The following is a 21,441-nucleotide window of genomic DNA, read 5'->3' on the forward strand; positions in this document are numbered from 1 at the left end:
TTGGGGCCTCCAGAAATCACTAAGCCTGTTGCATCTAGGGCAGTTGTGCCTGCCTTTAAGCTCGTTAATGTAACATCCTTAGCTAAATCAAATTTTACCTTATTATCCTTATCACCTTTTGTAATGTTAAGATTTGTACTTCCAGTGGAAAAATCTACTCCGCTATCCATAATGACTGTTTTAGCATTTTTACCGTCAACAGACAGTTTCCAACCATTTTTTCTTACGACATCTTCTAAGTCTTGCAATTGTCTTAGATTCACTGCGTCTGCATCTTCACTACCAGCCGCTACACCTGTAATTTGGCGCGTTTTTTTAGTATCAGCATCACCAACACTGACAGCACCTAATGTAGATTTCCAATAAGATACCTCATTCGTTGCAGGCCCCTGCAGCATAGAAGTATATCCTGAAACACCAGCAGCCCTATTGGCTACAGAATTGCTTCCTATAGCAACACCCCCTACTACCTTCACTTGCGATTTAAAGCCTAAAGCTGTACCGCTGTCCACCTCCACCCGTACAAAACGACCAACAGCAACCGCGTCATTCTTTAGTGCCACTATATCTGCACCAACAGCAACGGATCCACCTCTATGGATCTCAGATTTAGAACCTATGATAACAGATGCCGCTAGATTTTTATCTCCTTCAGCTAATACCGCCTTCGCTTTATAACCAATAACAACACTGTCCACGGTTTTCGCATTAACATTTTCACCAAAGATGACATTACTTCCCGATACACCACGTTGCATTCCCTCTGTTGAACCACTCCGTAAGATATTAGACACATTAATAATATCTGTATTTTCATCATCCTGTACAAGCTGTTGGTTTAAAGAGCTATCAACCACAAATGACCGTGGACTGACGAGAGACTTTTTATATTGCCCTCCTGCATCTAGGGTTCTTGCCAATACATTTTTGCTATCCGCCATCAAAACATTCACGACAGGACTATAATCACTTACACCAGAGAGGGTTTTAGTTAAAAAATTTGCATAGTCATCGACAGCATTAATCTTTTCTAATCCCGCTTGATTGAGTGCTGTTAAATAATTGTCTTTTGAAACAGAAGAAGCATTCAAACCAGCAACAGAGATAATGCTTTGCGGATAAGAGACACCAGCACTGTTAACACCTTCGAGAAAGGTGTTTCTAAAATCAGGATTTGCTGAAAAAACAGGTGTAACATTCGATAAAAATGTAGCCGCTGTAGCCAATGAAAGAACTTTAACAAAAGAAAAACGAGAAAATTTTAAATCGCTCCCTACTAATTTTGTATATAATTTTTTCATAATGAACTCCCCAATGAAAAAATAACTATAACCACAAAAAAAACACATTTAAACGCTACAAAGTTCTCTGAAATTGGTTTTTCTAAATATATTCAAAAGCTTAATGACTGATTGAAAAGATAGAGAAGTTGATGTTTTGTAGTTAACGTGCTTTGTTCTCTTACCTTTCCTAAAAAGGTAAGTTTTCTTGTGGTGGTTGGTTTTTTTAATCTTTAAACCTGTTGGTTGTTTTTTGCAAGGGGTAGAATTGGTTTAGTATATTGTTTTTATAACTTCCTCCAGTAAAATTGAAATACATTTAAATATATACCTTTGTATTACTAGAAAGTTTTTTAATAGATTTTTAGAGAGTGGAAGATTTTTTAGATTTAAAAGTTAAAGCAGAAAATAATGGACTTATAATTTATGAAAAAACTCATTATCTTATTTTGAAATAAGAAGTTCATTTTGTTGAAATCGTCCGGTTTTTCTGTTTTTTAAACCTGTATTTATCGTTATAGCGCTTATCAATTTATATATATATATGTATTTTTACATACGTAATAACAATTCACCCCTGCCTCATGAGACAGGGGTGAAAAGGAATTTTTTATGTATTTTGTTTATTATCAATTCAATGTCATATTGAATCCCGCACCTACACCCCAGTGACCTCCAGAAGTTGTTGCAGATATGTTAGAGCGGTATTTTCCATTTTCTGAGGTGTAACCTGCACCAAAGGCAAATGCAGACTGACTACGCCATAAACCAGTACCAAATCCAACGCTTAATTTTCCAGGTGTATCATTGTAGCGTAAGTTAGACACCGCAAGACCAATAGCCGCTGCTTGTCTTGCCTCTTTTTTCACACTCTCAATACTATAGTTTAAAACATCAAACTTCATATCTGTATATTGCTTAGCCCGATCAACAGCATCATCAATCGCATCAATCACAATATTATTAACCCGTTGATCTGTATACTGCTTGGATTCATCAAGAATAATCTTCATCTGTTCTTTAGTATAATCATGAAGTTGACCACCATTTACAGCCTCTTTCGAGCCTTTTTCAATTTTACCATCAGCGACATTATCAATCAGAACAGGTTCACTGGCATCCCCCCCCGCTAATGTGATTTTATTGGTTTTTTTGCCGTTTTCATCTCTATCATAACGAACAGCGTCCTCTTCAATGCCGTCAACTCTATTATTGATGTTATCAACTTTGGCATCAATATTGATAACTGTATCACCAATATCAGCAATCGTATTGGAAATGGTATCAACTCTGTTGGTAAGATGCTTCACATCTTTTTCGACACCAGTGACACGTTCATTGGTTTCCCAAAGTTGCCCACCATTGACGGCATCTTTCGAGCCTTTTTCAACTTTACCATCAGCTACATTGATAATTTTATTCGGCTTTCCATCGCGACCAGCATCATAGGCTTTTTCTTTATCATTCCACTTTAAAGCATCTGAATCGACCTTGTTGATGACATCATCAATACGGTTATTAATATTTGACATATTTTTATTGACGTCACCAAAAGCATCAGCGACATTATGGTGCTCTGTCTCAACAGTCGTACCATCAGCATTGACTTGAACAATCTTAAAAGTAGGATCTGTCCATTTGCCATTCTCATATTTAGCACCGCCACCGAAATAATTCGCAAGTTGGTTATTCATGGAATAAAGTTGGTTGCCCGTAATGGCATCTGTTGAACCTTGAGCAATCTCACCATCTAAAAGATACTTCAATTTGCTGTTTGTTTTCTGCCCATCTTTTTCATGACGTGCAACAAATGCTTCTTCCTCATCATCCCACAGTAAAGCATCTTTAGAGAAATTTTCAATTTTCTGATTAAACTCATTGGATACATTCGTTAAGCGTTGATTCACATCTTGAACATTATTATCAAGACCTGTTAAAGCATCACCAACATTGTAAAAATTAGCCTTCCCTACTTCACCACCTACAATAGCGGATAAAGTATATTTCAGCCCTTCAAAAGCACCGTTAATGAACTTTGCACCACCGCCAAAAAACTTTGCAATATCTGCTGATATTTTATTAATCTGACTACCATTGATTGCATCGTTGGAATTTTCAGAAATGCTACCATCTTTCACGTTACGAAGAGCAACTGGTCCGTTGTTCTTATCGCCGCCCAAAGTTACACTACCATAATTAACACTATTATCGTCATTCTTATCATAGAGAACCGCAGCAGCAGTTACTGTCTCAATATCTTTCGTAATATCCTTTATGCTTTTATCAAGTTGGTCTTTGTTAACAGCTTCATCCCCCTTCTCTGCTGCCTTAACACCAGAAATGGAACGCGCTACACCAGCATATCCCGCAATATTGATCTCAGTACCAGCTGTATCCTTACCTATGGTAATAACATCTGTATTTTTCTCTTGCTTAACAAGACTATTTTTTACCACTTCGGAAATCTTATTATCAATATTTGTGATAGAAGTATTAACACCTGTAAACGCTTCCGTAACATTATGATAGGTCTCCCCCTGAATAAGGAAAGCTGGTTCTATACCGTTCAATACATCTGTACTACCACCAAAATATTTCGATGTATTTTGAGCAACTTTTGATAAATTATCAGTCACAGCAGTAACATTCTTATTCGTAGCAAACAACTGTGAACCATTTACCGCTTCCGTTGATGTTTGAGAAAGTTCTCCATCTTCTACACCGGAAAGTGTACGATCCATACCACTTTTATTTACAATGCTGATTTCAGTACCACCTGTTGCCTTACCGATAGTGATAAGACCTGACCCATTTTCTTGCTTCACAAGACTATTTTTTGTCACATTATTAATCTGATTATAAATATCTGTGATAGAATTATCGACACCTTCAAAAGCATCAGCGACATTATGGTGTTTTTTCTGAGTAATGGTACCATTCGCTTCACGCTGAGAAATTTTGAACGTAGGATCTATCCACTCTCCATTCTCATAGCTCGCACCACCACCAAAATAATTCGCAATCTGATCACCCATCGTATAAAGTTGGGAACCATTTATTGCATCTGTTGAATCTTCTGAAACATCACCATCTAAAAGATACTTCAGCTTGCTATTTGTTTTCTGTCCATCTGTTCCATGACGTGCAACAAATGCTTGATCCTTTTCACTCCACAGTAAAGCATTTTGAGACAATTTATCAAACTCATTGGTTACATGCTGTATATTTTTATTTACATTTTTAACATTTGCATCGAGCCCTGTCAAAGCTTCGCCAACGTTGTAAAAGGTCTTCTGTTCTACTTTACCATCTGTAGAAACTCTAGATAAGTTATATTGTGGACCTGAAAAAACTCCGTTATTAAATTCTGTACCACCACCGAAAAATTCTGCAATATCCTTGGATATTTTATTAATCTGGCTACCATTTATCGCGTCTGTTGACTCTTCTGAAATATCACCATTTAAAAGGTGGGTAATCTTACTATCTGTTTTACGTCCATCTTTTTCATGACGTGCAGCAAATGCTTGTTTACCATCATCCCATAATAAGGCATCTTGAGAGAACTTATCAAATTTATTATCTACATATTTTATACGACTATTCACATTTTTGACATTCGCATCAAGCTTTGTTAAAGCATCACCAACATTTTCAGCTATATACTGAGCTACTTCACCATCTGTAGAAACTGTAGATACGTTATATTGTGGACCTACAAAAGCACCATCCTGAAATGCTGCATCCCCACCAAAGAATTTTGCAATATCTCCAGAAATTGTATTAATCTGGCTACCATTTATAGCTTCTTTCGAGGACTTTCCGATATTACCATCCGCAATACCAGAGATAACTCGATTTTCACTATTAGAATTGGCAACATTGATTTTGGTACCATCTTTTTGCGCACCAATTGTAATGAGCTTTTGCCCTTCATCCCATTTAACAAGACTATTTGCTGTTACATTGTTAATCTGTGTATAAATATCTGTTATAGAATTATCGACATCTTTAAAAGCATCCGTTACATTATGGTGTTCGTTACCCTGAACAGTAAAAGTTGGCTTGAAACCATCAATCACATCTGTACTACCACCAAAATATTTTGATATATTATCAGCATAATTGAAAAGCTGATGACCATTTATTGCTTCTGTTGAATCAGAACTGACTTTTCCAACTGCAACGCCAGAAATAATTCGATCCTTGCCTTCAGAGTTGGCAATATTGATTTCGATACCTTCTTTTTCAGCACCAATGGTAATATTTTTTTTACTTTTACTCCATTTAACAAGACTATTGTCTTCTATCTCAAACTTCATTTTATATAATTGTGAAAGATTAACAGCATCATGCTCATTGCTACCATCTGCGACTCCTGTAATTTTTGTATTGGCGGCATGAATACCACCCTTGGTCATTCTTGGTCCATCTTTGATCATGAAACCGGCATTACTCATTCTGCTATCCCCTGTTTCTACACGACCAACTTTAATATATTCGCTTAAATCAAACTTTACTTCATTGTTATCACCTCTGGTAATTTTTATATTTGTGTTCTCACTCTCATTATTATCATCGTCTTTCTGCTTAACTGCAACAAAATTCACCGTACTATCAGCTTTAACATCTGTAGCATTATCACCATCAACAGAAAGCTTCCAGCCTGTTTTAATTCCTGCTGTAAAATCTTGTAACTGTTTATAATTTACTGCATCAGTATCATCAGTACCAGCTTTCACTTTTGTAATCTTTTTACTACCAGCATCAATACCATTGGCTGTTATGCTTGGACCACCATCAACAAACTTAAAGCCATCGTTGCTCATAATGCTGTTGCCTGTCGTAACACTCGTGAGCTTAAGAGTATCATTCAAAGAAAATGTGACTTTGTTATTGTCTTTTACAATTTTGATATTTTTGCTTCCATCATCACTCGCACCAGCAACAAGATCTACTGTACTCCCAGCTTTAACATCTGTAGAATTGTTACCATCAACAGAAAGCTTCCAGCCATTTTCTGCAAGTGTTCTTACCTCTGTCAACTGCTTATAATTTACAGCATCGGTTTCTTCTTCTCCCTTAGCTACTCCTGTAATTTTTTTATCACCAGCATTAATACCATTCAAAGTTATGCTTGGTCCATTACCATCAATAAACTTAAAGCCATCGTTGCTTATAATGCTGTTGCCTGTCGTGACACTCGTGAGCTTAAGAGTATCATTCAAAGAAAATGTGACTTTGTTATTGTCTTTTACAATTTTGATATTTTTGCTTCCATCATCACTCGCACCAGCAACAAGATCTACTGTACTCCCAGCTTTAACATCTGTAGAATTGTTACCATCAACAGAAAGTTGCCAGCCCGTTTTCATTCCTGCTGTGAATTCTTTCAGTTGCGCAACATTCACTGCATCGGTATCATCTTCTCCTTTTGCCACTCCCGTGATCACTTGCTCTCCAGCATCAATACCATCAATAGTCATGCGTGGCCCCTCATTAATAATAAAGCCATCACCGCTCATAGAGCTTGTTCCTGTAGTGACACTTATCAATTTAAGATTATCACTTAAAGCAAAGTGCATTTTCTGCTTCTTGTTTTCATTGTTTTTTTCAATCGTTAAGTTATCTTGCCCTACTTCACTATTTTTCACTGAAAAATCTACGGTATTGCCTGAATTCACATCTGTAGGATCGGTATCGTTAGCAGAAAGTTTCCACCCCCCTCCCCCTGCTATGATATCTCTCATAGCTTTTAGTTGCGCCACGTTTACCGCATCAGTATCTTCACTTCCAGCTGCAACCCCTGTAATTTGTCGTGTTAGCGTACCATTACCACGACCACCAACTTCACCAACGCTAAAAGCGCCTGTGGTGCTCTTCCATGCTATACTGGTTTTTGTTGTCCCTTTACCTGTTGCAGGATCATAACCAGCAACCCCCTTCTCTCTATCAGAGATAGCCCCACCACCTACAGCAACACCATCTTTAACAAGCACTTGCGAATTTACACCAATGGCAACCGAATCTTCTTTTTCAGCATAAGCTTGCGTGCCTATAGCTATCGCATTTTCAGCATTCGCGATTACTTTTCTGTTAGGATCATTTTCTTCGGTTCTGTCAGAGCGCCTGCCCCCTATTGCAATAGCACCTGAAGCTTTAGCTTCAGCATCTGTACCTATAGCAATCGTATAACTCTTTTCTGCCTTTACCTTTGTACCTAAAGCAATACTACTGTCACCAGAAGCAGTTGCAAGCCCTCCAATAGAAACTGAAGATTTGCCCGATGCTTCTGAGCCTACACCCATAGCAACACTTGCTATACCACTTGCAAGTGCGGAAACACCAAAAGCTTGTGCACCCCCTGCCTTTGCTGTCGCACCTGCACCAAATACGGTTGAATAATTACCCGTCGCTGCAGATCCACAACCCGTTGCAAAAGAATAAACACCATAAGCCTCAGGCATTGCATTAACGATACCACCAGTCGGTGTCCCCATATAACCACCTAAAACTCTACCATTAGCGCTACTCGTGTATCCATCACCCGCCCAATTAACCTGTTCAGTCGTCGTGCCATAAGGTTTACGATTTCCAAAAACTTTCTCACCAACAAATCTCTCATATTGTTGCTCTGCGGTTATTCGTTGACTATCAGCAATTCCTTGTTGTTGTTTGCCGCCACGACCAATAACGTTGTCTACACCACAGAAATCATCATCACCAGCAAAAACAACACTACCATGACTACCGTGTGGATACATGACATTACCACCATTTGTGCTCCTAACTGTCTGTCCTGTTATTGAGAGATTCGCAGCAAAAACAGGAGAAACACTCGATAAGAGTGTGGCCATTACCGTACTAAGAGAGACAACTTTAATTAAATTTGGTGTGGAATATTTTTTTTTCATAAGAATCTCCTCCTACAGAGTTCAACATCATCACAACGCGCGAAAACACACATGGCAAAACCCTTAGTTTGCGCACTTCAAAAACCAATAAATCAAGACAAAACTCCCCCCTACGATACCGATACTTATCGGGCATCGACCTAAAATCTCTGCAACAACATCGAATCTAGAAAAGTCCCCAACCCTTTTAGCTAGAGGGATTCAAGCTAAAAAATAAATAAAAACACAAGACTTTGAAAATATACCGTAATCTCCATTCAAAAACACTGCGATTTATCTCTTAACAAAAATAGTTTCACTAAAGAGCAATTCTACTTTTCAAATAAAGCGCATCAGAAGAATGGCAAGAGTGTAAAAATAATTTTTTATAAATTTGTAAAAATACTTCTCAATAAATTAGCTGTTCTTATAAGCACAAATTTATGATTTTTTTAACTTATCGCACAATGTAATAATGACGATTATCATGATAATCTCACTTTTTGTTGCGAGGTAAACTGTTTCAATATATTATACATCCCTTTGAAAGAAATCTGTCTTAAATATAATGATGCACGCTCTGTAAAAAGTTTTAACGTACTCATCTTATCATCTTCATAAAAAGACAAAAGTGCATCTATAAATAGTCTTTCGTTCTTCTCTCTTATATATCTGTTACCCTTCTATAGGAACAAAACATCGTCATTGTATTTTCACTATTGTATAAATTTTTTAATATCACAAACCTAAAAGAAGCTGTTTTCTAAACTCTTTCCTCTCACATAACCCACTGTATTTTCACTGTTGTCCGTATCTTTTCTTCAACCAACAAATATTTCAGGAATGATGCTATACTCGCTTCTTTTTGAATCAATTTTGTTTGTATTGCTACCTGTCGTTCTTTTTATGAACCGTTTTATTTTTAATCAGAACAGTCTATTGATTTATAATGATAGTTTCTCGTTTTTCAGGTTGAATAAGAGACTCGAAGATCGTGAGATTCTCACATTCCAAACTTGGTTATACAGCAGAAAACCAAAAAAGTTTTATTTTTTAAAAGGCTGTTCATTCGTATCTTATGAAATTTCTAGATGTGCTTTTCAGTTTCGATTTTACGCTTTAAATGTAATTTTAAAAGTGGCAAAATGGCTTCGACTTCTTCTATATCATTGAGGTTTTGAATAAGCTCTTGCAATCTTCCATAAAGCTCTGCTGCTAATTCCGCAACATCTTCAGGAGAAAGTGTTATTTTTGCATCATGATAGGTCGTATAAACTAAATGTCCAAGCTTTTTCATCAGCCCAACAGGTATCGCTTGCGGTTTAAAACCAGCTGCTTTTGCCTTTGCCATATCTGAAAACATCTCGCCATTTCCCGTTACTAGCCAATCTAATGAAACACCACAAATTTCTTGATATTTGGAGAGCGCAGAGGCTGTAGGCTCACTTATACCAGTTTCATAAGTTCCTATAGAGCCAGCAGTGATACCAAGATGTTCAGCAAACTGCTTACGCTCTGTAAAACCAAGAGCGTGACGCACTTCACGAAAACGTTTTGCCAACTCAGTTTTAGGTTTTGCTTCCGGACGAGCCAAAAAAACACTCCAGGATCAATATAATTGCTGACTAAATAATTATATTGATTTATATCTATTATTACTGCCCCTTAAGAAGAGCAGTTATCACATACATAACCCCACAAAAACGGATGTTACAGCATCCATTTAAGCAGGAGCGAAAATTATGACAATTACAAAAAAATGCAATCGCCGTGGTACTTTTCTGAGCTGCGCCCCTGTAATATAACCTTGGAAAAACTCAAGCCTATCAGAGGCTATTTTCCAGAGTCAAAAACATTTGGACACAGGCCAATGAAAAAACTAAATGCGCCACTGCCAACTCTATCAGTTTGCATGCCAAGCCAATTCTTGCCAACTGCTTTCTCAAAAGTTGCAGTCATATTCTTTCAAAAGCAAAAAGCCTAATACGATTCTCTTCATTTCATGCTGTGCAATATACCACTGAAATCTTATTACAAAAATATGCTAATGCATTTCCCATAGGTTTTTATAAGGTAAAAAGTTTATCAATGTCTAAAAATCAATATAAAATAGGCAAAATAATTGGTATTCTACAAAAAACGAGATTATCACTCGTTATTAAAAAGTTAGACGTTTACAAACCCTGTTTGCTTATTTTATATATTAATGGCACTGATTTAGCTGTAACTGGTAATAGAGATTTCAGGGTGTTTGGTTTATCGTCAGAATACTCTTCCTCTACGCATATTAAAAGCCTTTTGGCAATGTATTTTAAATGCTATAAATTCTATAGTAAACACATTGCCATCCATATTTACAATTGGGCGCTTCAAAATCTTGGAGTAATAAAATCTTTAATAGGCTTTGATTTAAAAGCGCGTATTTTGCAGAAAATTGACAAAACCATGAGGTTCGTATACATGGCAATTCTAAGTGATGATAGTGGAGTGATACTTAAAAAAGCTGCATGGAAACCCGCAACGTTGAGGAATTAAGCATGACCTCTTTATGCGATAAAGAATTATCTGATACACTGGTTGGTCTTTATGACGACTATCAACGCGGTTTCGACATTGGAGAAGAGCTTAAATTGTGCGTGGATTTGGCGTTATCTCTTGAATTGGAACTCAGTATTCACCGTTTAAGTGAAACAGATGCTGTTTTAAAAAAAGAGATTGTGCAAACCTTGCATCGTCGTAGAAATACTCATTCCAGTGAAGATGAAATTGATACAATTTTTCATATGGATTTTGAAAAACAAAAATAATACAATACTCTCCCCATATGATACGATATTACCTCATTGCTTTACTTTCTACTACGCTTAAAAAAAAAACTTTCAAGAAGATTTAAAGTGTTACGTTTTCGTCTTCTTAACAACAGTGAGATGAATTAAAGAAACGCATCAATTCTTTTAGATCATTATCAAAAAATAGAGAGTATTCTCTAGCATACATCAATTTATGCTTTGTTCATTAAGCACCAACTTTTACATTTTCTCAACTCTCCTTTAAAAGCAAAATATGAAATGTGCTGCAGCGTAAATGTTTAAAAATAGCGTATATTGACCACTCTTAAACGTAATTTATTGTTTTTCATGTTTATAAAACAGCACTATGAGTATTCCAACAAACGCAACAATGCTTTGAAAAAAATATATCGATTGAGGTGATATGTTACTGTTATCGCTTGCCATGATGAGATAGACTCCGAGGATCAAGCATCCAGAGATACCATTAAAACTTGCCTGCAATCTTCCTTGGTATTCAGGATCACAAGAGAGTTGTGATAAAGAAATCGAAAGAGCCCAACTCGAAAGTCCAAATCCAATCATAAAGTAAACAGGAAAAACAACAAAATTGTGTGTATTAACAGATAAAATAGCGAGGCCAATAGCCATAAAAGCTAATAAAATGGCTAATGTTTTCCTGATAGATAAAACTTTACAAAGAAGTGGTGAAAAAAACGCACCTGTCAATACGCCCATAGAATAAAGCACCTCAAATATTGCAAAGGTCCTGTTATCCGCATGTAAAACCTCTTGTATATAAGGAACGAGAATAACAGGAATGGTCATCAAAAGAGTCATAATAATCATCTGGCTTATATAAGGTACAAAAAGAGCCGGATTCTGTTTAAAATAATGAAGGGATGCTGTATAATTTTCCCACCAATTTTGCTGGTTTTGTTTTTTAGATCTTCGGTTTTTAGGTACCTTCATTGCAAAATTAAATAAACCAGCAATGATAAAGAATATACCACCTATTAGAAGAGTTCCTTTTGTTCCTGCATAGGACAGTATAAATCCACTTAAGCCCATACCTACGATAGTGCCAAGTTCATAAACCATATCGATGGTCGCATTTGCATTGATGAGCTGTTCCTTCAGCACAATACTTTGAATTAAAGAAATAGCTGATGGCATATAAAAAGGGATAAAAATACCCAAAAGAGCAGATAAGACCATCAATTCAATTTCTATACCAAAATGCCAAAGCATTACCCAGCTTACGATTACCAAACCTCTCGCAAGATTTGAAATAATAATCTGCGTTTTACGGTTATATTTATCTGCCAATATGCCAAAAATAGGCGCAAAAATAATGCTAGGCGTCCAAAGAAAAAGCATCATCAACGCTACACCACGGATTGAGCCCGTCTGATTGTAAGCGATCCATGACAATGTAATATAATTTAGTCCACTTCCAAATGTAGCAAATAAGCCGCTCAAAGTAAAATAGAGAAAAGTTCTATTTTCAAATAAAGCAATGCGTTCCTTCAAATTTGAAGTGAACATAAATTATCCTCTAAAATGAATACCAGTCGATATGCATAATACATCCTGTTTAAAAACAGGCATTCTTACAATTTTCATTTTAGATCATTAAATTTAAGAAAGCAAAATTTCTTTTTTGAGGCTTTTACAATCTTTGTGCTGTTGTATGATTAATTCTTCTATGAAAACAGAACATTTATGGACAAAAACAAATTTAATATTTTATGTGCGTTTTATTCAGAAGCTACACCTTTATACATATGTGAAACAATTTTACGGTATGGAAGCTTCACTCACATCATTGCCCTTATTATTCCGTGCACTAAAATATGTTCGAGTATATCCTTCCATGTCGTTCTTCTATCACCACACTTCGTCTCTAAAAGAATAAACATACTATTATCCTCACAATAAATACTGCTAACTTTTCTACTCCCCTTCTCTAAATCTTTTAAAACAAGCCCATTACAGTTAGTTTTCTAATTAAAATATATAACGTAATATCTTCCTGAGCAGTTAAATTATTGCAATCATATCTCTAAAGTTTCAGATTTAGAGTACAAATACATAAAGGAGGATTTATCGTGGATAACTTGATTAATAAATGATTTTATTCATAATCAAAACAAACCTTATTTATATGATGTCGTATTTGATGATGAATTAAAGAAATAGGAGCAGTTCCATCAATTGTTATAAACTGCTCATCTATTTCCGATAACACTTTGTATACTTTGTAAACTTTTTCAATAAAAGAGAGTTTTTCTTCGTATTTTAAGTTTAAACCATCCCTTTTCTGCAACCGTTCCAGTATAGTAATGGGCGGATCAGCTCTATCTTTTCTCAAACCACTGCCCTCGCTATAAGCATTTGATATCCGATCCCGTCAAAAAGCAGCAGAGCAATTCTTGGAAAACATCGCTGAGATATTGAAATATGCCTTGCAAAAGCGTTTAAATCAAATGTTTCACTATATTTTTCGGTATATTCATAAACTGAAATTAAGAATATTATAATAAGACCTCAAACAACGACGACGCCCAAATCAGCCGTAATAAAGCCTCCTAAAACTGAACCAATAATACCTCTCTATCAGACAGACTACCATGTAAAGGTTTTAATACAATACCTTAGCGCTAATGCCATAAATGTTTCTGATAGATAACGAAGTTTATTGTCACAACAACATCTAACAACGGTCAATAGAAAAACCTAAACCTTGAGTATAAATAAAATCAACTTGAAAGCGCAAAATATATCTCTAGGACATAGTTATATTCGTTATCTGGCTTTCCCCTTATTGGCAAGCCTCCGCAACAGACGCAGTAAAAATACCAGCCTCTATCGCTATTCATTCTCCTGAATAATAAGCTATCACTACCATAAACATCAGCGTTCAAATTTTTCCTACCGAAAAAACTTGACATGCCCAGTAATATGTGTGTATTCATTATTTGTAAACATGATGTGTGCTGATTTATAATACTGCGTGTTTTTAAGAGATTCCGAAATGGGGGGGATAATGTGCACAAGAAACTGATGTTTCGGTTTTATGGGCTTGTTGTCTTGCTATATCTTTCTGATATGGTTTTATTTTTAAGTAATCTGTGGAATGCTTATCGCATAACATCCTCATCGGTTTTCCTAGGCGTAACCATGGCTTTGGGCACCATTATGCCCTATCTTTTGAAAAAAAGCGGTCTTGTGCGCATTAAAGCCTCATTGCGGTTGGTCGATTTATACAAAAGGCGAATCATTATCTATAGCCTTCTTTTATTGATTGCACTTTTCCATTACGCTGATTCCCCCTTTGGTTTTATCGCTGTCTCTATCTCTATCGGCTATCTCTCTTTGATTACCTTAAGCACACTCGAGACTTATAATACTAAACTAGCACTTAGTGGTTATATTAGCGCCCAAAAGGCTTCCCGCATTATGCAAACAGTGGTGCAAATTGGCGCCTTTTTGGGAGCAGCATTGAGTGGTTATCTCTTAGAAGCGACCAGCCCTCGAGGGGCAGCGGCTGAAATTGGCTATAATGGTTTGATTGTGACACTTTGTTTGTTTGACATCATTATAAGCCTTATAGCCGGATATATTATCTTTTGCGATGAATACAACGCTACAGATACCACAGCACCTGCAACCGATAAGAAGACAGCACCTATACCGCAAGCGGATGGACTCTCCCGTGAGCTTAAACTTTTATGCGTCTGCATAGGGCTTATTGGCTTTCATATTTGCGCTTATAATACGCTGGCAACCATTCTTTTTCAGAGTGTGAAAAATTTTGGCTCTGAATATTATGGACTTTGCAGTGCGGTTGCGGGCATGGGCGCTTTTTTGGCTGCTTTTATCAAAATCCCTCGCTTTGAATTTATTCTCCCAGCCCTTATGTTGAGCGTGGCTGATCTTATTTTTAGCACCACACAATCACCCTATTTGGCTGTGGTCTTTTGCTTTTTTATTGGCTTTTCAATGAATACCATGCGAATTAATGCCCGCAAACATACGATTGAAGCGACTAAAACAGAGGCTCAAGCAGAGCTGGTGGGAAGCTATAGCGGTATGCTTTATACTCTCTCCCAATCGGCAGGTTATGTTATCCTTGGTCTTCTTACAAGCTCTGCCCTTATGGGTCCTCAAGCAGCTGTTTATCTTCTCCCCCTTATAGGGCTAATAATCTTTATTTATATTCTTTTCCTTTTATTGCAGCGGAACAAAGTATGAGAAAACCTATTCTTATTGTCGACCCTTTCTCCACGGGTGCCCTCTATGCCCCTGCTTTGCAAAAATTAGGCTATGCTTGCTATGGTGTTGTCTCTCAACAAGCTCCTTTTTCACACTATATGCTTTCTTATCAGGGAGAGGGCATGGCAGAAGCGAAGCTTCATAGTGTAGATGAGATAAAGAAACGCTTTCCTATCGGCGCGATAGAGGCCGTGGTCGCAGGCGCCGAAGGGGGTATTTATTGTGCAGATCAATTGGCGGCTTATTATGGTTGTCTTGGGAATAACCCCTTGACTACCGATTGGCGACGGAAAAAAGCAGCGATGCAAAAACGCCTTTGTGAAAATGATTTATCTTACATCCGATCAAAGATTCTTACAAAAAACGATTGTACTCTCGATGATTTTGAAAGCCACAGCGGCTATGTGGTAAAGCCGAATGATTCTGGTGGAAGCGATGGTGTTTTGTTTTTCTCCAGCCGTGAGAAAGTGGCGGCATGGTCCTCTAGAATCGACTGGACACAAAAAAATATTTTTGGCGCACCTAACGATGCTTATTTGCTCCAAGAAAGATTGGAGGGAGAGGAATACATCGTCGACGCCGTTGTAAATGGAGAGGCTATAAAGATATGTAGTTTGTCACGATATAAAAAAGGTATTCATAATGGAAGTACTTTTGTTTATGAAACGCTTGATGTGCTTGATGCTCAAGATCCCTCTTATGCCCCTCTTATCTCTTATGCAAAACAATGCATTCGCGCACTGGGGATTGAATATGGACCTGCGCATATGGAAATCATGCAAACAGCTCGTGGTCCAGTAATGATCGAAGTAGGAGCCCGTCTCCACGGAGGAATTGCACCCACCTTGTTCGCGCATTGCTATGAAGATGATTTACTTGAAAGCTCCGTTAACCTTATTGCAGGCGTGTTTTCGCAAACCCCAAGTCGCTTTAAGAAAAAAGGGCGTATTATCTTCCTTATCAACGAGATCGACGGTCATATTATAAAAGATGTTAACGTATGGCGGCAAAAGCTTCATTCTTGGGAAAATGTGGTTCATTTTACGCTCTTTTTTAAAGAAAACGAGCCCCTCCCCCTAACCATCGATTTAAATACCTGCCCTGCCATTATAGCAATTTGGGGACACAGTGATGATGAATTATCAGCTTTGGAGAGGGTCATTCGTAGCAATTTCTTATAAAATACAACAATTGGGAGGAAAACATGGATTCAGCAGCGCAAATAATTGAAAATATAGACAAATATGAAAAATGGAAGCAGGTCGTTTTTAAAGAATTCGATGCAACCATGAATAACACAATTAGACCTTTTCCCTGCCTATTCGGTGTAAATGGATACTCAAAAAATATGCTTAGATTTGGGTTCTACAATAAGTTGACCGCAAAAAATATGATGGAAGACCTGATAACTTATTGCGATAACTATAAAAGTTTTGGAAAGAACACATCTTTTGTTGCATTCGAGAAGCCTGCCCCCGTACAAAGTATCGAAGTTTATAGAGAAAAATTCTTGTCTATACTTAAAGATTTGCGAACTCTTGATGACCAAGAATGGCCTAAGCATATACCAAAAAATATGGACAATCCTTTATGGGAGTTCTGCTTTCATGGCGAGCCTATGTTTATAGTTTGCAATACCCCATCCCATATAAACAGAATAAGTAGGAGAAGTTCTACATTTATGTTAACTTTCCAGCCTAGGTGGGTTTTTTCTGATCTGCTCGATACAGAACAAAAAGCAAAAAATGCATTCTCCGCTGTAACAAAAAGACTTGAACCTTTTGATATTATAACAAAATCTCCTTTTTTAGGAAAATATGGCGAACCCCAAAATAGAGAATGGACGCAATACTTCCTGCAAGATAATAATATTGAATCCCCACCTTGCCCATATCATATAATGGAGCACGATAATGACTAAATTTTCTAAAATTAAATTAAATAAAAATATCTATGATATATTCAAAATGATGCTTCCAGAGCAAGGATCAATAGAGATACAAAGAGATTTTCCCAAAAAAAATACACGATTGGCATATTCACCAGGTCGATGAAACTCTCTTAATTATAGAGGGAGAGTTAGATTTTTTCTATAGCGAAAAACATATAACCTGTACACCAGGAGATATTATACATCTACCTGCCAATACAAGGCACAAATCAATTGCGGCAGATGTAGGATGCATATATGCAATTGCTACAGAAAATCTCACTATTGGAGATATTAGAAATGGGTAACCGCACGCTCTTTAATGGATTCTTTCTCATACAGGATTTTATTCTTTTACTCCTGCTTCCCATAATGCGCCCATAGATTCTGCGGAAAATAAGGCTATGAAGTTTACGTCCTCTACCCAAACCAACGTAGAAACTTTTCAGAAACGACATTTTACAGTACAAAATAGAACGTTATTCTTTAGGAATAAAAAATGGATCAAGCTTAACGGATTAAACAAAAAGGAAATAATTTTGTTTACAGCTTTATTGTCGAGCATTCACGAATGGATTCTGGTATTATCTCTATCTGAAACTCCCTACAAGCATGAAGCAGAAAAGTTATCAAGCATATTTAGTATACCTAATGAAAACTGCTATTACCATGCGTGATGGCTCTAAAATGTAGATGGATTTGAATTTTTAAATAATTTTTAACTATTACATCACTTTATTTTCATACTTTTTAAATAATATTCAATAACTTAAGTAAAATAAATATTTTTATTTTGGGTTTTGTTGTGTTGTTAATCTAAAGCATGTGAAGAGAATATATTAAAGAATTAAAATATTTATATATCGAAATTGAAGATGTCCTATTTTACCCAAAAAAGAACTATTATGACATAAGTGAATTTAGCTATTAATCTTTTGTTGCCAACAAGTGGAAAAATGATGCTGAATGTAGAAAAAATTGCATAAGAACCTTTAACAAAAATGATTAAAATTTAGATAGAATTACAAGGTATAAAATAGAATTTATTCCATCAGCGCTGCAATTTTTTCTGGTTAATTTATTCTACCAATATCATTAAAGCTTTCTTCTAATGACATCGTCTATCATTGGAGGGAGATATATGATTGTTTTTCGAATTGTGACAGCACACAAATTTCGTGATTTATTTTGTCCATTAAAAGATGTTTGTTAGTTGAGTAAGTTAAAAAAATACATAGAATTCCGTATAATGAAGTGTGTATGTATAAAACTTCTCAGGATGATCGTATTAATAGCAATGTTAAAGGGGGGCTTTTTTTGGAAAAATTGTAAAGAAATTATGAGTATCTCTAGGAGAAAAAACTCTGATTTTTAAAACAGAGAGAAACATTGATTATAACAGCTTATTAAGCTAAACGCAGAATATTTATCCTAATAATTGATGGTTAATTGTAACGGGATAGTTTTTTGATAATCATAAAGAAAAAGGTATAGAGCGTGTTTCTTTTAGTTAAGAAAGAGTGTTGCTCATTTTTTTTCTAAAAGTAAGCAACTTCAAAGCTAATTTTTTGTTCTTATAGTGGTGAGAAAATAATTGTCGAAGTCAGTGAAGGGAAGCTTCCAATAGATTGTTACAAAGTTTAATAAAAGTTGGAATACTTAAAAATTCTTTAGTTTCTATTATGATTTAAGAATACCAGGTTAGGATACGGAGAATTCAAGAGCTCAAAACTTTGTGATAATATTGGTTTAGAATTACATCTTGTTCATTCAGACGAGATGAGCCAATTATTATATGTCATAGAGACATATGGGTGGAAAATTTAAAAAAAGCTTATCCAGAATCTGACTTAAAGGTTATTGGAACTTTAGTAGTAAGATTGGCTTGGTCTCATGTTTCTCAAAAATTAGTAACCAATCTTGTTGTGACTAGACTAAATTTGGAAGATCTGCTCACTGAGCGTTTTTATAATATTATGAAATGATAAAAATATTAATATTTCTTCTTGTCCGGGACATGAAGCCGGTGCTATTTGTATTTATTATCCGTTGCACCATTGTCCGAAATATATTTTAAGTGGTTGTCACTTGAAATATGCCTTGGAAAATTATTTGGCAAGAGAGCGTACCTATATGTATTGGAAAGTAATTTCCTATTATTTGTCTCAATCTATGGGTACAACGTTGCCAAGTATAGAATTCATGCTGACAGATGACTTTCAAAAAATAAGTGCCTATAACGCATTTGAACTAAACTTTTATGAAAAACTGGAATTTAGTACCGAACCATATTCGACAATGGAGAAAATCATAAAATGGCTTGAGTCTCTGTTTAAGAGGGGGGAGGCTATTGCGTAATTCTGTTTTTCTTATGATTGTGATTGGTTGTTTGACGAGTTTTTGTGCTAGTGGTGTATTATCTATTGGCCTTTCTTTGTTACAATTCCAAGATACAACGGGAGAAGCGTCTGCTACTTTAAATGTCGTTAATTTAATCGCAATTGGAATTGCTGGCTTATGTTTGGGAAATGTGTTGGCGTACTATCAAGGCTTTATAATTGGGTTTTATAGTCAAATTATTTGCGCTTGTTTATTGTCTTTCTTATTATTTATGAACAATCCGGTACTTATTTTATTTGTATTTTTTTTACTTGCTCTCTTGATGGGGGCTGATAACCCAAATAACAATAGTGCCTTGAATCAGCTGGTTCCAGCTCCCAAACAAAAAGCTGGAATTTTTGCATTTTACACTAGTTGCTGTCAGTTTTTTGTTATTATATCCCCATTGCTTATATATTTTATAATTGCGCATTTGGGGCACAAAATAGCCATAGCCTTTATTGTATTTATCTATCTTTTGAATGCCTGCTTATGGTTTCGTATAAAGTCTATACAACAACTAAACAGAGCAAAAGAGCTATTAAAAAAGCCATCTCAAAAAGCTTATGGAGTTGGGTTCAGGTGCCTTTGGCGGATTTCTGCGTTGCGTTTTTTAACGATTAATCGTATTTTGAATAATTCTCTCTATACGGGGCCTATTGTTTTATTGCCACTTGTTCTTGCTTCTATAACATCAGATAATATAAAATTTACAGCTATTCAAAATTCTATTTTTGCTTTGTTAGCACTGGGTTTTGTGATCAATGGTCTTATCTCATCTTATTATTTACGGAAATTTCCATCTTTAATTCGTTTTTTTGTATGGGGGGCACCGGCTTTTGCCGTGATCGCAATCTCTTTTGTTTTATATTTAAATTTTACTCAATATTCCCTTTATATTATGGGTTTTTTATTAGGTATTGGGCAATTTTATTTTAGGATATCGGGAATAACAATTGGACAAGCTATAACACCTAGTGAAAATTTAGCCGAGGTGATTTTGGCAGGCGATGCCAGTGTACGCATCATAACAGCTTTATTTTCTATTGTGCTTTTATATGCAGGAAATTTTTTTTCATTTTCTATATTATACATCCTATGTGTATTTATAGGCTTTTGCGCCCCTTTATTTATTTTGCACGGACTATCTATTTACATACAAAGCTTAAAGATAAAAGAAAGCGCCACATGAATGATATTCAATTATTACGTCAGCCTTTTTTTGATTATCGTATAGATAAAAATTTTGTACAAATATTCATGACATTAATTTTAAATAAGCACATTGCGTGAGAAAAGCTGAGGTGTTCGTTACCTCTCATGTGGATAAAACGCATTTAGCCCGTTAAGCAACGAAATTGCAAATAGCACTATGATCACCATTAATTCTAAAAGCTCTACCAGAAGTTAGTGATAATGGCAAAAATCCTTTAATGATATTTGAAGAGATCGTTTATGCTAGATCAGGTTATCTAAAGATCGAGAGGAGAGGAGCTTAAAAAGTATAAAATTCATGGAAATTCAACAGCAATTTCTAGGTGTACATAATGATAGGTATAGATCGACGCGAACTGGTCAAATTCAAACAATAAAAAATCCTGCAAATGCTGAGCTTTTTAAACTATGTCATATCAAGCATATGAAAGTTCGTTTTAAATTAATGGCGGAGAGAGAGGGATTCGAACCCTCGATATGGTTTCCCATATACACGCGTTCCAGGCGTGCGCCTTCAACCACTCGGCCACCTCTCCAGAAGTTTGCACTATACCCAGAAAGAAATAACGTGCAAGTCTAAACTATACATTCAAAACCCAAAAAACAAATTCATTTATTAAAGTAAGAGCTTTTATCTGTTGAATAACAAGCACATCCCTTCTTTTTAAGAAAAAACT

At 36.0% G+C, this 21,441-nt stretch carries 12 protein-coding genes, 1 tRNA gene and 1 pseudogene; 8 read left to right on the forward strand and 6 right to left on the reverse strand.

What is annotated here, in order from left to right; all coding sequences use genetic code 11:
• From ACFINZ_RS02420 to ACFINZ_RS02430, 3 genes and pseudogenes are all read right to left on the reverse strand, one after another.
• Window positions 1–1,301 (reverse strand): annotated as a pseudogene (locus ACFINZ_RS02420) (hypothetical protein); the annotation flags it as partial.
• Between the two features lie 608 nt (window positions 1,302–1,909).
• Window positions 1,910–8,194 (reverse strand): Vomp family autotransporter, encoded by a 6,285-nt coding sequence (locus ACFINZ_RS02425; protein ID WP_375701148.1) that lies wholly within the window; start codon window positions 8,192–8,194, stop codon window positions 1,910–1,912.
• 1,066 nt (window positions 8,195–9,260) lie between these two features.
• Complete coding sequence (locus ACFINZ_RS02430; RefSeq protein WP_375632714.1) at window positions 9,261–9,767, reverse strand: helix-turn-helix domain-containing protein; 507 nt, start codon at window positions 9,765–9,767, stop codon at window positions 9,261–9,263.
• 494 nt (window positions 9,768–10,261) lie between these two features.
• On the opposite strand from ACFINZ_RS02430, the gene ACFINZ_RS02435 reads away from it, so the two are divergent.
• Complete coding sequence (locus ACFINZ_RS02435; RefSeq protein ID WP_375611456.1) at window positions 10,262–10,708, forward strand: hypothetical protein; 447 nt, start codon at window positions 10,262–10,264, stop codon at window positions 10,706–10,708.
• A gap of 2 nt (window positions 10,709–10,710) precedes the next feature.
• Window positions 10,711–10,980, forward strand: a complete 270-nt coding sequence (locus ACFINZ_RS02440) for a hypothetical protein (RefSeq protein ID WP_375634046.1) — start codon at window positions 10,711–10,713, stop codon at window positions 10,978–10,980.
• Between the two features lie 318 nt (window positions 10,981–11,298).
• Here the strand turns inward: ACFINZ_RS02440 and ACFINZ_RS02445 are convergent, their stop codons facing one another.
• Both ACFINZ_RS02445 and ACFINZ_RS02450 read right to left on the reverse strand, forming a co-directional pair.
• Window positions 11,299–12,510: an MFS transporter gene (locus ACFINZ_RS02445; RefSeq protein WP_375701149.1), complete on the reverse strand. Its 1,212-nt coding sequence runs from the start codon at window positions 12,508–12,510 to the stop codon at window positions 11,299–11,301.
• 589 nt (window positions 12,511–13,099) lie between these two features.
• Window positions 13,100–13,336 carry a hypothetical protein gene (locus ACFINZ_RS02450; protein ID WP_375632718.1) on the reverse strand — a complete coding sequence of 79 codons (237 nt, stop codon included), beginning with the start codon at window positions 13,334–13,336 and terminating at the stop codon, window positions 13,100–13,102.
• A gap of 692 nt (window positions 13,337–14,028) precedes the next feature.
• On the opposite strand from ACFINZ_RS02450, the gene ACFINZ_RS02455 reads away from it, so the two are divergent.
• The 6 genes from ACFINZ_RS02455 (at window position 14,029) to ACFINZ_RS02480 (ending at window position 20,741) form a co-directional block, all read left to right on the forward strand.
• The gene (locus ACFINZ_RS02455; protein ID WP_375632732.1) at window positions 14,029–15,219 is read left to right on the forward strand and encodes a hypothetical protein; all 1,191 of its coding nucleotides are present in this window, start codon (window positions 14,029–14,031) and stop codon (window positions 15,217–15,219) included.
• Window positions 15,216–16,421: an ATP-grasp domain-containing protein gene (locus ACFINZ_RS02460; RefSeq protein WP_375701150.1), complete on the forward strand. Its 1,206-nt coding sequence runs from the start codon at window positions 15,216–15,218 to the stop codon at window positions 16,419–16,421. The genes ACFINZ_RS02455 and ACFINZ_RS02460 overlap by 4 nt, the downstream gene beginning before the upstream one ends.
• Window positions 16,422–16,444: 23 nt before the next feature.
• Complete coding sequence (locus ACFINZ_RS02465; protein ID WP_375632722.1) at window positions 16,445–17,161, forward strand: YqcI/YcgG family protein; 717 nt, start codon at window positions 16,445–16,447, stop codon at window positions 17,159–17,161.
• Window positions 17,162–17,307: 146 nt separating this feature from the next.
• Complete coding sequence (locus tag ACFINZ_RS02470) at window positions 17,308–17,478, forward strand: hypothetical protein (RefSeq protein WP_375632734.1); 171 nt, start codon at window positions 17,308–17,310, stop codon at window positions 17,476–17,478.
• 1,506 nt (window positions 17,479–18,984) lie between these two features.
• Window positions 18,985–19,155, forward strand: a complete 171-nt coding sequence (locus ACFINZ_RS02475; RefSeq protein ID WP_375632726.1) for a hypothetical protein — start codon at window positions 18,985–18,987, stop codon at window positions 19,153–19,155.
• Between the two features lie 365 nt (window positions 19,156–19,520).
• Window positions 19,521–20,741 (forward strand): MFS transporter, encoded by a 1,221-nt coding sequence (locus ACFINZ_RS02480; RefSeq protein ID WP_375636329.1) that lies wholly within the window; start codon window positions 19,521–19,523, stop codon window positions 20,739–20,741.
• Between the two features lie 469 nt (window positions 20,742–21,210).
• Here the strand turns inward: ACFINZ_RS02480 and ACFINZ_RS02485 are convergent.
• A tRNA-Ser gene (locus ACFINZ_RS02485) sits at window positions 21,211–21,300 on the reverse strand.
• Between the last annotated feature and the right edge of the window lie 141 nt (window positions 21,301–21,441).

Source organism: Bartonella sp. AA81SXKL (assembly GCF_042196945.1).
GTDB lineage: Bacteria > Pseudomonadota > Alphaproteobacteria > Rhizobiales > Rhizobiaceae > Bartonella.